2 protein-coding genes are annotated in these 14295 nt (G+C 65.1%); both read left to right on the top strand.

All coding sequences use genetic code 11. The features are described 5' to 3' along the window. Positions 1-118 precede the first annotated feature (118 nt). The gene (locus tag ACLEJR_RS26105) at positions 119-12601 is read left to right on the top strand and encodes a non-ribosomal peptide synthase/polyketide synthase (RefSeq protein WP_440817540.1); all 12483 of its coding nucleotides are present in this window, start codon (positions 119-121) and stop codon (positions 12599-12601) included. A gap of 2 nt (positions 12602-12603) precedes the next feature. Continuing rightward, the coding region (locus ACLEJR_RS26110) for a condensation domain-containing protein (RefSeq protein WP_440817541.1) at positions 12604-14295 on the top strand (1692 nt) is incomplete at its 3' end.

The raw sequence follows: 14295 nt of genomic DNA on the forward strand, positions 1-14295 counted from the left end.
CGGACTTTCTCTCCTTCCTGATACCCATTCCCAAACGCTAATTTTTCCGGTCTGCATTCGTTTTATAGGGACGACTTGCCTCTGTGCCTTGTGCCCACTGATTCCGGATACCCCAGAAATGAATGCTGAAGACGCCTTGAAACTTGCTCGCCGGTTTATCGGGTTGCCCCTGGAAAAGCGCCGTATGTTCCTGGCGGCACTGGACAAGGAGGGCGTGGACTTCAGCGGTTTTCCCATCCCTCAGGGCGTCGAGGCCGAGGATCGCCAGGCCTTGTCCTATGCCCAGCAGCGCATGTGGTTTCTCTGGCAGTTGGAGCCCGAGAGTGGCGCCTACAACCTGCCGGGGGCCGTGCGGCTCAAGGGCGTTTTGAACCTGTCGGCGCTGGAGCAGGCGTTCGCCAGCCTGGTGGCCCGTCATGAAACCCTGCGCACGGTGTTCCAGCGCCGGGCCGACGACAGCCTCCGGCAAGTGCCGTCCGACACGGTGCTACGCATTGTTCATCAAGACTTCAGCGCCTTGCCGGCGGACGCGCGCGAACAGGCGGTTCGCCACGCCGCCAGCGAGCAGTCGATGCGCCCCTTCGACCTGTCCAGCGGTCCGCTGCTGCGGGTTGAATTGCTCAAGCTCGACGACGAAGAACACGTGCTGTTGCTGACCCTGCACCACATCGTCTCCGACGGCTGGTCGATGAACGTGCTGATCGACGAGTTCATCCGCTGCTACGACGCCTTTGAAGCGGGCCTTGTCCCGCAACTGCCTGAGTTGCCGATCCAGTACAGCGACTACGCCCTGTGGCAACGGCGCTGGCTGGAGGCCGGTGAGCAAGCGCGGCAATTGGCGTACTGGCAAGCGCAACTGGGCGATGAACATCCGGTGCTGGAGCTGCCGATCGATCACCCGCGCCCGGCCATGCCGAGTTATCGCGGCACGCGCTACGAATTCGCCGTGGCGCCGGCGCTGGCCGAGCAACTGCGCAGCACGGCCCAGCGCCACAACATCACTTTGTTCATGCTGCTGCTCGGCGCGTTCAACGTGCTGTTGCATCGCTACACCGGTCATACCGACATCCGCGTCGGCGTGCCCATCGCCAACCGTAACCGGGCGGAAACCGAAGGGCTGATCGGCTTCTTCGTCAACACCCAGGTGTTGCGCAGCGAGCTCCGCGGTCAGACCCGTGTCGACGATCTGCTGCGCTCGGTCAAGGAAGCAGCCCTCGGCGCCCAGGCCCATCAGGACTTGCCATTCGAGCAACTGGTGGAAGCCCTCAGACTTGAGCGCAGCCTCAGCCACACGCCGCTGTTCCAGGTGATGTACAACCACCAGCCGCAGGTCGCCGACATCGCCAGCATCCGCACCGCATCGGGGTTGGAGCTGTCGATGCTGGAGTGGCAGAGCCGCACCACGCAATTCGACCTGACCCTCGACACCTGGGAGAAGGGCGGCACCTTGCACGCGGCGTTGACCTACGCCGACGATCTGTTCGACGCCAGCACCATTGAGCGCATGGCCCGGCACTGGACGCGCCTGCTGCAAGGCATGGTCGCTGACAGCCAGGCCTTGGTCGGCGAATTGCCGTTGCTGGCCGATGACGAATACCGGCGCCTGATCCACGACTGGAACCCGCTGCATCCGCCGTTCGAACAAAGCCAGTGCATCCACCAGTTGATCGCCAGCCAAGCCGCTGCCACACCGGACGCCGTGGCGGTGACCTTCGCCCATACCCGATTGACGTACAGCGAACTCGACGGTCGCGCCAATCGCTTGGCCCACAAACTGATCGAACTGGGCGTGGGGCCGGAGGTGCGAGTGGGCGTGGCGATGCCGCGTTCCGAACAGCTGCTGATTGCTTTGCTGGCGGTGCTCAAGGCCGGTGGCGCCTACGTGCCGCTGGACCCGGATTACCCCGGCGAGCGTGTGGCTTACATGCTCGACGACAGCCGCGCCCGCGTGTTGCTGACCGAGCAAGTGGTCGCGCAGGCCTTGGCCGTGCCTGACGCAACGGCCGTGTTGCTGTTGGATCGGATCGACTTGACGCGTTATCCGCTGGTTGCGCCGGACACCACGGTCACCCCGGACAACCTCGCCTACGTGATCTACACCTCCGGCTCCACCGGCCAACCCAAGGGCGTAGCGATTGCCCATCGCAACGTGCTGGCGCTGATCGACTGGTCCGCTTCGGTCTACAGCCGCGACGACATCCAAGGCGTGCTCGCCTCCACATCGGTGTGCTTCGACCTGTCGGTCTGGGAGCTGTTCGTCACCCTGGCCAACGGCGGCTCGCTGATCATCGCCCGCAACGCCCTGGAACTGCCGCAACTGCCGGCTCGCGACCAGGTGCGACTGATCAACACCGTGCCCTCGGCCATCGCCGCGTTGCAGCGCAGCGGCGAGATTCCGGCCAGCGTGCGGATCATCAACCTGGCCGGCGAGCCTTTGAAGCAGAGCCTGGTTCAAGCGCTGTACCCCTGTGGGAGCGAGCCTGCTCGCGATAGCGGTGGATCAAGCAATGAAGGGTTAACTGACAGGACGCCATCGCGAGCAAGCTCGCTCCCACCGTTAACCGCGGTGCCTGTGAAAAATGGCGTCGAACACGTCTACGACCTCTACGGCCCCTCCGAAGACACCACCTATTCCACCTGGACCCGGCGCACCGTCGGCGGTACGGCGAACATCGGCCGGCCGCTCAAGCACAGCGCCGCCTACCTGCTCGACGCGGACCTGCAACCGGTGCCGCAAGGCGTCTCGGCAGAGCTGTTCCTGAGTGGCGCGGGCATCACCCGTGGCTATCTCGGACGGGCGGCCATGACGGCTGAAAAATACCTGCCCAATCCGTTTTCCAGAACCGGCGAACGGCTGTATCGCACCGGTGACCTGTGCCGTTATCGCAGCGATGGCGTGCTCGAATATCAGGGCCGTCTCGACCATCAGGTGAAAATCCGCGGCTTTCGTATCGAACTGGGGGAAATCGAAGCGCGGCTGCTGCAACAACCCCAGGTGCGCGAACTGGCCGTACTGGCCCAGGAAACCGAGCACGGCCCGCAACTGGTGGCGTTCATCGTGCCGAACGACGCCAGCGTGCTGACCGAGGCCCAGGCCCAGGTGCAACTGCGCGAAACCCTCAAGACCGCCCTGGGTGAGCATCTGCCGGACTACATGGTGCCGGCGTATCTGCTGTTCCTCGAAAGCCTGCCACTGACCCCCAACGGCAAGCTCGACCGCAAGGCCTTGCCGGCGATTGACGGCAGTGCGCAGCAACGTGAATTCATCGCGCCCAAGAGCCCGATGGAAAAAGCTCTGGCGACGATCTGGCAAGAGGTGCTGAACCTCGACAGCATCGGTGTGGAAGACAACTTCTTCGAGTTGGGCGGCGACTCCATCGTCTCCATGCAAGTGGTCAGCCGGGCGCGACAGGCCGGTATCGCAATCAATCCAAAATCGCTGTTCCAACATCAGACCCTGCGCAGCCTGGCGTTGGTGGCGCGCCAGGGCGACAGCCACCCGATGGAGCAGGGGCCGGCCAGCGGCAGTGCGCCGTTGACACCGGTGCAGCACTGGTTTTTTGGGCGTGACATTCCAGAGCGTCAGCACTGGAACCAGTCGCTGCTGCTGGTGCCGCAGGCGCCGCTCGATGTCGCGGCGCTGGACGCGGCCCTGACGCGCCTGACCGAGCACCACGACGCCTTGCGCCTGCGCTTTACCCACGTGAACGGCCAATGGCAGCAAGCCTATGCCGAACCCTCGGCGGACAGCCTGTTGTGGCAACGCCAGGCGACTTCGCCGGAACAACTCAACGCCCTGTGCGACGACGCCCAGCGCAGCCTCGATCTGAAAGACGGGCCGCTGCTGCGTGCGTTGCTGGTGGACATGGCCGACGGCAGCCAGCGCCTGCTTCTGGCGATCCACCACTTGGTGGTGGACGGTGTTTCCTGGCGCGTGCTGCTGGAAGACCTGCAGCTTTTTTATGCCGCGCTGCAGGGCGGCCAGCCGATCCAACCACCCGCCAGGACCAGTGCCTATGGGCAATGGTCCGCGCAGTTGCACGGGCATCTGGACAGCTTCATGGACAGTCTCGACTATTGGCGCGCCCAGGCGAAAACACCCGCCGATCATCTGCCGTGCGACTACCCCGAGATCTCGTTGCTGGCGTGCGACGAACGCAAGGTCCGGTTGCAGCTGGACGCAGAGCGCACCCGCCAACTGCTGCAACAGGCGCCCAAGGCCTACCGCACCCAGGTCAACGACCTGCTGTTGACCGCGCTGGCGCGCACGATCTGTCGCTGGACCGGCCAGGACAGCACGCTGATCCAACTGGAAGGCCATGGCCGTGAAGACCTGTTCGACGGGCTGGACCTGACCCGCACTGTCGGCTGGTTCACCAGCCTGTTTCCGGTGAGCCTGCGTCCTGCTGCGCAGTTAGGTGCATCGCTCAAGCGCATCAAGGAACAACTGCGCGCCGTTCCGGACAAGGGCCTGGGCTACGGCGTGCTGCGTTACCTGGGCGAGCCGTCGGTGCGCCGCGAACTGGCGGCCTTGCCGGCGCCGCGTATCACCTTCAACTACCTGGGCCAGTTCGACCGGCAGTTCGACGATGCTGCGCTGTTCGTGCCGTCCAGTGAAGGCAGCGGCGCGGCGCAGCACGCCCGGGCGCCACTGGCGAACTGGCTGACGGTGGAAGGCCAGGTCTACGGCGGCGAACTGTCGTTGAACTGGGGCTTCAGCGAACGGATGTTCAAGCGCCAGACCATCGAGGCCCTGGCCGCCGACTACCTCGATGAACTCAGTGCACTGATCGAGCATTGCTGCACCCTCGAAGCGCCGCAGGCGACCCCGTCGGATTTCCCATTGGCGCGCATCACCCAGGCGCAACTCGACAACCTGCCGGTCGCGGTGGGGCAAGTCGACGACCTCTATCCGCTATCGCCGATGCAACAAGGCCTGCTGTTCCACACCCTGTACGAGCAAGCGGCGGGGGAGTACATCAACCAATTGCGAGTGGACGTCCAGGGCATCGATCCGCAGCGTTTTGCCGCGGCCTGGCAAGCCACCCTCGACGCCCAGGACATCCTGCGCAGCGGCTTTGTCTGGGAGGGGCTCGAACAACCCTTGCAGATCGTTCTGCGCCAGGTCGAGTTGCCTTTCACGGTGGTGGACTGGCGCGGGCGCGAGGAGCTCGCCGAGGCCTTGAACGAGTGCGCCGACGCCGAGCGCCACCAGGGCTTCGACCTGGCCCGGGCACCGCTGCTGCGCTTGGTATTGGTGCAGACCGGCGCTGACCGCTGGCACCTGATCTACACCCATCACCACATCCTCATGGACGGGTGGAGCAATGCCCAACTGCTGGGCGAAGTGCTGCAGCGCTACAACGGCCAACCGCCGGCGACCAACGCCGGGCGCTATCGCGATTACATTGGCTGGTTGCAGCGCCAGGACGCGCAACGCAGCGAGGCGTTCTGGAACGGCCAGTTGGCGGCCTTGCAGGAGCCGACCCGGTTGGCGCGGGTTGTGTCCACCGACGCTGTCCAGAGCGGCCGGGGCGATTATTTCCAGGCCCTGGAATTGCCTCGCACCCAAGCCCTGGCGCAGTTTGCCCGCCAGCAAAAAGTCACCGTCAATACCCTGGTGCAAGCGGCGTGGCTGCTGTTGCTGCAACGCTACACCGGTCACGACAGCGTTGCCTTCGGTGCCACCGTGGCTGGGCGTCCGGCGGACTTGCCGGGTATCGAGCAACAGATCGGCCTGTTCATCAACACCCTGCCGGTGATCGCCGCGCCGCGCCCGGATCAATCGGTGGGCGCCTGGCTGCACGCGGTACAGGCGCAGAACCTGAGCCTGCGCGAGTTCGAGCACACGCCGTTGGCCGACATCCAGCGCTGGGCCGGGCAGGGCGGCGAAGCGCTGTTCGACAACATCCTGGTGTTCGAGAACTACCCGATTGCCCAGGCCCTGCAGGACGGCGCCGGGCAACGGGCCACGTTCGGCGAGGTCGCTCACCTGGAGCAGACCCACTACCCGCTGAGCGTGGCCGTGACCCTCGGCCAGACGCTGGCGCTGCACTACAACTTCGACCGGGCGCACTTCAGTCCCGAAGCGATCGAAGGCATCAGCCAACATTTGGCACAGCTGCTGGAGCGTTTCGCTGAATCGGCCACGCGCAACCTGGGTGAAATCGCTCTGGTCAGCACCGCCGAACAAGCCCGCCAGCAGGCCGCCAACCATCCGCAGCCGTACCCGACCGATATTCCCGTGCACCAGCGCATTGCCCATCTGGCCGCGTTGAAACCCCAGGCCACGGCGGTGATCTTCGACGGGCAGCGGTTCAGCTATGGCGAGATCGACCGTCGGGCGAACCAGTTGGCCCACGCTTTGATCAGCCATGGCGTCGGTCCGGAGACCCGGGTCGGCGTGGCGTTGCCGCGCAGTGAGCAGGTGATCGTTGCGCTGCTGGCGGTGCTCAAGGCCGGCGCCGCCTATGTGCCGCTGGACACCCACTACCCCCGTGAACGCCTGGCGTACCTGATCGAGGATTCGGGGCTGGCGTTGTTGCTCACTGATTCCAGAGTGTCGGCGCAACTGCCCTTGGAGCGGGCTGCACAGGTGTTGGAACTCGACAACCTGGATCTGGACGGCCAACCGTTGGAGGCACCACAGGTCAGGCTCGACCCGCAAAACCTGGCCTACGTGATCTACACCTCGGGCTCCACCGGCAACCCCAAGGGCGTGAGCGTGGCCCACGGTCCGCTGGCGATGCATTGCCAGGCCATCGGCGAACGCTACGAAATGCGCGACAGCGATTGCGAATTCCATTTCATGTCCTTTGCCTTCGACGGCGCGCATGAGCGCTGGCTCACCAGCCTGACCCATGGGGCATCGTTGCTGATCCGCGATGACAGCCTGTGGACCCCGGCACAGACCTTTGACGCCATGCACACCTACGGCGTAAGCGTGGTGGCGTTCCCGCCGGTGTACCTGCAGCAACTGGCCGAGCACGCCGAGCGTGAAGGCCGCCCGCCGAAGGTACGCATCTACTGCTTCGGCGGCGACGCGGTGCCCAACGCCAGTTTCGAGCGGGTCAAGCGCGCCCTGGCCCCGGATTTCATCATCAACGGCTACGGCCCGACCGAAACCGTGGTCACGCCGCTGATCTGGAAAGCCGGCCGTGACGTGACCTGCGGCGCCGCCTATGCACCCATCGGCAGCCGCATCGGCGACCGCAGTGCCTACGTGTTGGACGCTGACCTGAATCTGCTGCCCCAAGGCATGGCCGGCGAACTGTACCTGGGCGGCACCGGCCTGGCCCGCGGCTACCTGAACCGTCCGGGCCTGACCGCCGAGCGCTTTGTCGCCGACCCGTTCAGCCACCACGGCGGCTTGCTGTACCGCACCGGCGACCTGGTGCGCCAGCGCGCCGACGGCACTTTCGATTACCTGGACCGCATCGACAACCAGGTGAAGATCCGCGGCTTCCGCATCGAGCTGGGCGAAATCGAAGCTTGCCTGCAAGCCCAGGATGGCGTGCGCGAAGCGGTAGTCGTCGCCCAGGAAGGTGCTGCCGGCAGCGGCAAACGCCTGGTGGCCTATGTGGTGGCTGACGCGCCAACCGCTGCACCTGAAGGGTTCGCCGAGCACCTGCGTGAACAACTCAAGGCGACACTGCCGGCGCACATGGTCCCGGCGTACCTGCTGGTGCTCGACCGCCTGCCGCTGACCCCCAACGGCAAGCTCGACCGCAAGAACCTGCCCAAGCCCGACGCCAGCCAGTTGCAACAAACCTACGTGGCCCCGCGCAACGCCCTGGAGCAACAACTGGCGGACATCTGGCAGGACGTGCTCAAGCTCGGCCAGGTCGGCCTGCGGGATAACTTCTTCGAACTGGGCGGCGACTCCATCGTCTCGATCCAGGTGGTCAGCCGCGCCCGTCAGGCCGGTATCCATTTCACTCCCAAGGATTTGTTCCAGCATCAGACCATCGAGGCATTGGCGAGCGTGGTGCAGACCGGTGTATCGCCGCAAACGGTCGATCAGCGACCGGTGACCGGCGAAACCGCGCTGCTGCCGATCCACCACTGGTTCTTCGCCCAGGCGATACCCGACCGCCACCATTGGAACCAGTCGGTGATGCTCAAGCCGACCCAGGCACTGGATGCGCCGTTGCTGGAGCAGGCCTTGCACGCCGTGGTCGCTCACCACGACGGTTTGCGCCTGGACTTCAGCGAGCAGGGCGAAGGCTGGACCGCGCACTATCGCCAAGTGCAAGAGCAGGGCGCCGAGACCTTGCTCTGGCAGGCCGACGTGGCTGATCTCGACGCGCTGCAAGCCCTGGGCAACCGGGCCCAGCGCAGCCTGCGATTGCACGGCGGCTGTTTGCTGCGGGCGGTGCTGGCGAACCTCGCCGATGGCTCGCAGCGCGTGTTGCTGGTGGTCCATCACCTGGTGGTGGACGGCGTGTCCTGGCGGATTCTGTTCGACGACCTGCAAAGCGCCTATCGCCAGCTCGTCGCCGGGACAACCGTGCAATTGCCGGCCAAGACCCATGCCCTCAAGCACTGGGCCGAAGCGTTGCAGGCCCATGCCGCCAGCACCGCATCGCAGGCCGAGCTGGGCTTTTGGCAGCAGCAGTTGCAGGGCGCTAACGCCGCATTGCCTTGGGATAATCCACAGGGCGGGCAACAGCATTGCCAGGCCCGGGTGATCCGCACACGGCTGGACAAGTCCCTGACCCGACAGTTGTTGCAGCAGGCTCCGGCGGCTTATCGCACCCAGGTCAATGACCTGTTGCTCACCGCCCTGGCGCGGGTGATGGTGCGCTGGACCGGCGACGACAGCGTGCTGGTGCAGCTCGAAGGCCACGGCCGTGAAGAACTGTTCGCCGAGGTCGACCTGACCCGCACCGTCGGCTGGTTCACCAGCCTGTACCCGGCCCGGTTGACCCCGGTCGCCGACCTCGGGGCCTCGCTGAAGCAGATCAAGGAACAACTGCGCGCCATCCCCGACAAGGGCATCGGTTTCGGCGCCCTGGCGCACCTGGGGGATGAGCAGGCGCGGCAAACCCTGCGGGCCTTGCCGACTCCGTCGTTGACCTTCAACTACCTCGGCCAGTTCGACGCCAGTTTCAGTGGCGCCGCCGACGCCTTGTTCGTGCCCACCGCTGAAAGCGGCGGTGAAGAGCTGAACCTGCAAGGCCCGCTGGGCAGTCCACTGGCCTTGGACGGCAAGGTCTTCGACGGCGAGCTGGACCTGAGCTGGACCTTCAGCGGCGCACTGTTCGACAGCGCGACCATCCAACGCCTGGCCGATGCCTACACCCAGGAACTCAGCGCGTTGATCAGCCATTGCTGTGATGACCGCCAGCGCGGCGTCACACCGTCGGATTTCCCCTTGGCACGGTTGACCCAGGCCCAGCTCGACAGACTAGTGCCGCAACCCCACGCCGTGGACGACCTGTATCCGCTGTCGCCGATGCAGCAGGGCATGTTGTTCCACAGTCTGCTCGGGCAGGGCGCGGGCGACTACATCAACCAGATGCGCCTCGATGCCGAGGGCTTGGATCCGCAACGCTTCCGCGCCGCCTGGCAGGCCGTGGTCGATGCCCATGACATCCTGCGTAGCGGCTTTGTCTGGCAGGGCGATCTGGAGCAACCGCTGCAAATCGTGCAGCGTCAGGTCGATGTACCGTTCCGGCTCCTCGACTGGCGCGAGCAGCCTGATTGCGCCGATGCGCTGCAAACCCTTGCCGATGAGGAGCGTGCCCTGGGCGTGGACCTGGGCTGTGCGCCGCTGATGCGCTTGGTGTTGGTGCGCACCGGCGCGGACCGGCATCACCTGATCTACACCAACCATCACATCCTGATGGATGGCTGGAGCAGCGCGCAGCTGCTGGGCGAAGTTTTGCAGCATTACCGTGGCGAACCGGTGCCGCGTCCGACGGGCCGTTATCGGGACTACATTGCCTGGCTGCAGCGTCAGGATGCGGCGCTGGGCGAACGGTTCTGGACGCAGCAACTGCGTACGCTGGAGGAGCCGGTCCGTCTGGCCCAAGCGTTTGCGCGGCCGGCAACGACGGCTGCGGCGAATGCCTACGCTCACCATCAGCTGCAACTGGACACCACGCAGACCCGGCGTCTGGCCGAGTTCGCCCGGGCCTCGAAAGTGACCGTCAACACCCTGGTGCAAGCCGCCTGGCTGTTGCTGTTGCAGCGCTACACCGGCAAGTCCAGCGTGGCGTTCGGTGCAACCGTGGCGGGGCGCCCGGCGGACCTGGTTGGCGTCGAGGGCCAGATCGGCCTGTTCATCAACACTTTGCCGGTCATTGCCAGCCCTCGCGCCGACCAGTCGCTGGGCGACTGGTTGCAACAGGTGCAGGGCCTGAACCTGGCCTTGCGCGAGTTCGAGCACAGCGCGCTGTTCGATATCCAGCGCTGGGCCGGGCTGGGCGGTGAGGCGCTGTTCGACAATATCCTGGTGTTCGAGAACTACCCGATCTCCGAAGTGCTGACACAAGGTGCGTCCGAGGGTGTGCGCTTCGGCGCCGTGGATAACCTCGAACAGACTCACTATCCACTGACGCTGCTGGTCAGCCTCGGCGAGCGATTGGCGGTGCAGTTCAGCTACCAGTGCGCCCGTTTTGCCCAGGACTCGGTCGAGCGAATCGGCCTGCACCTGCAACGCTTGCTGATGCAAATGGTCGACGCTGGGCAACATCCCCTGGGCGAGCTGAGCCTGCTGGATCCGCAGGAGCTCCAACAACAGCTGCACACCTGGAATGCGACCGCAGCGGACTATCCCGCTGAGCGTTGCGTCCACCGCTTGTTCGAAGCCCAGGTGCGGCGGACCCCGGACGCTCCGGCACTGGTGTTTGCCGAACAGTCACTGACTTACGCCGAACTCAACACCCGGGCCAATCGTCTGGCCCAGCGTCTGCTGGAACGCGGCGTCGGCCCTGATCAGTTGGTGGGGATCGCCCTGGACCGCGGCGTTGAAATGATTGTCAGCTTGCTGGCCGTCCTCAAGGCCGGTGGCGCCTACGTGCCGCTCGACCCGCAATACCCCGCCGACCGGTTGGCCCACATGATCGAAGACAGTGGCCTGCAATGGCTGCTGACCCAGGCGTCGGAGTTGCAGCGGCTGGCGATTCCGGACGGGGTGCAGACCTTGATACCCGCCGTACTGGATGACATGTCCGACGGCGCTGGGTCTGTAGATCCACAGGTGCATGTAGAGGGTGACCATCTCTGCTACGCCATCTACACCTCTGGTTCCACCGGCAAGCCCAAGGGCGTGATGGTGCGCCATGAAGCGCTGGTGAATTTCGTCACCAGCATGGTCCGTGAACCGGGCCTGTGTGCCCGTGACCGGGTGCTGTCACTGACCACGTTCTCGTTCGATATTTTCGGCCTGGAACTCTACGGCGCGCTGCTCAGTGGTGCCTGCGTCGTGCTGGTGGACCGCCTGACTGCGCACGATCCGCAAGCCTTGCTGCAGACTATCGAGCGGCAACAGGTCAGCGTGGTCCAGGCCACGCCTTCGACCTGGCGCATGTTGCTCGATCATCCGGCGGCGGCCGCGCTCGCCGGTCGCAAATGCCTGTGCGGCGGCGAAGCGCTGGCCGAGGATTTGGCCGAACGCTTGCTCGCGGTCGGCGGCGAGGTCTGGAACCTCTATGGCCCGACCGAAACCACGATCTGGTCGGCGGCTTACCGGCTCACCGAAGAGCAGCGCCTGCCGTGTCTTGGCCGGCCGATTGCCAACACCTCCTTGTACATCCTCGACGAGCACTTTGCGCCGAACCCGGTGGGGCTGAGCGGTGAACTGCTGATCGGCGGCGACGGACTGGCGCGCGGTTACCACGCCCGTGCGGCGCTCACCGCCGAGCGCTTCCTGCCGGATCCGTTCGGCAACGGCATGCGCCTGTATCGCACCGGGGACCTGGCGCGCCAGCGTGAGGACGGGGTGATCGAATACCTCGGTCGGCTCGACCATCAGGTGAAGATCCGCGGTTTCCGCATCGAGCTGGGGGAAATCGAAGCCTGCCTGCTGGCCCAGGATTCGATCCGCGAAGCCGCGGTGGTGCCGCAGCCAGGGCCGGGCGGCATGCAACTGGTGGCCTACCTGATTGCCGCCCAGCCGCAGGCTACCGAGCCCGCGCTGCTGCGCGAAACACTCAAGGCGCAGCTCGCGCCGTTGCTGCCCGACTACATGATCCCGGCGCAGTGGGTACTGCTGGAGCGATTCCCGCTGACGCCCAACGGCAAGCTCGACCGCAAGGCCTTGCCGCAGCCGGACGCCACGCAGCTGCAACGCGCCTATGTGGCGCCCGAAGGCGCGCTCGAACGGAGCATCGCGGCCATCTGGCAAGACGTACTCAAGCTCGAACGGGTAGGGCGCGACGACAACTTCTTTGAACTGGGTGGACATTCCCTGCTGGCGACGCAAGCGACGGCGCGCCTGCAAATGGAACAAGGCGCCGCGGTGCCGCTGGACCTGCTGTTCAGCACCGCGTCGCTGGCCGAGTACGCCGAACGGCTGGCGGCCCACCTGATCCCTCACTCCAGCGAAGACCTGAGTGAGATGCATGATTTCCTGGCGGACCTGGAGACCCTTTGAAAATGACTCAGCTCGATAACCTGTCTCTGGTTCAGCGTTTCATTCGTTTACCGCTCGCTCAACGGCAAGCGTTTCTGCAAAAACTCAACAGCAAAGGCATGAGCTTCGCTGCGCTGCCGATCCCGGCGATGCGCGCCGAGTTCGAGCGCCTCGACCTGTCCTACGCTCAGGAGCGTCAGTGGTTTCTCTGGCAACTGGACCGACACAGCGCGGCCTACCATGTGCCCACCGCCCTGCGTTTGCGCGGCGCCCTCGACCTGGACGCGTTGCAACGCAGTTTCGATGCCTTGCTGGCGCGCCATGAAATCTTGCGCACGCTATTCGTCGAGGATGCCGAAGGGCTTCGGCAGGTGGTGCAGGCCCGCCTGAGCCTGCCCATCGAGCCGGTGATGCTGGAGGGACGGCCGGACGACGCGGCGCTCAAGGCCCTGGTCGATGCCGAGATTGGCGGATTGTTCGACCTGCGGCAGGGGCCCTTGCTGCGGGTCAAGCTGCTGCAAATCACCGAGGACGATCATGTGCTGGTGCTGACCCAGCACCACATCATTTGCGACGGCGCCTCCGCGCAGATCATGGTCAAGGACCTGGTCAAACTCTATGCCGCCCACAGCCGTGGTGAGACACCGGCCCTGGCGCCGCTGCCGATTCAATACGCGGACTACGCGATCTGGCAACGCAAGTGGATGCAGGCCGGTGAGCTGGAGCGCCAACTGGCTTACTGGACCGAGCGCCTGGGCGATGGCGGCGAAGTCTTGCCGTTGCCCACGGACCGTCCGCGCCCTGCGGTGCAGAGTTATCGCGGCGCACGCCTGGACCTGAGCCTTGGCCGGGAATTGACCGAGGGCTTGAAGCAGGTGGCCCAAGCTCAAGGTTGCACGCTGTTCATGGTCTTGCTGGCGTCGTTCCAGGCGCTGTTGCATCGCTACAGCGGGCAGGTCGACATCCGCGTGGGCGTGCCGGTGGCGAACCGTAATCGCCTGGAAACCGAAGGACTGATCGGCTTTTTCGTCAACACTCAGGTGCTCGATGCCCAGGTGCATGGCGCGCTGTCGTTCCAGCAACTGTTGGCGCAGGTCAAGCAGGCTTCGCTGGGCGCCCAGGCCCACCAGGACTTGCCCTTCGAGCAACTGGTGCAAGCCCTCGCGCCGCAACGGCAGGCGAGCCACAGCCCGCTGTTCCAGGTGATGTTCAATCACCAGAGCGGCGGCGCGGCCCAGGCCCTGCAACTGCCGGGCTTGCAGGTCGAGAGCCTGGACTGGAGTTCCCATACCGCACAGTTCGACTTGACCCTCGACACCCACGAATCCAATGGCGAGCTGGCCGCGGCCTTGAGTTACGCCACCGACCTGTTCGACGCCAGCACCGTGCAACGCATGGCCGACCACTGGCTGAACCTGCTGCAAGGCATTGTCAGCGACCCTTCGCAACGCATCGGTGAACTGCCGCTGCTGACCGCCAGCGAGCAACAACAGGCCATCGCCCAGTGGAACCCGGCGCCCGGTGATTTCCCGAGCACCGCCTGCGTCCATCATCTGATCGCTGAACAAGCACGGCTGCGACCTGAGGCGATTGCCCTGCGTTTCAACGCCGAGACCCTGACCTACGGCGAACTCAACACCCAGGCCAACCGCCGTGCCCATCAACTGATGGACCAGGGTGTCGGTCCGGATGTGTTGGTGGGACTGGCGGTGGAG

It is taken from the genome of Pseudomonas sp. SMN5 (assembly GCF_052041925.1).
GTDB lineage: Bacteria > Pseudomonadota > Gammaproteobacteria > Pseudomonadales > Pseudomonadaceae > Aquipseudomonas.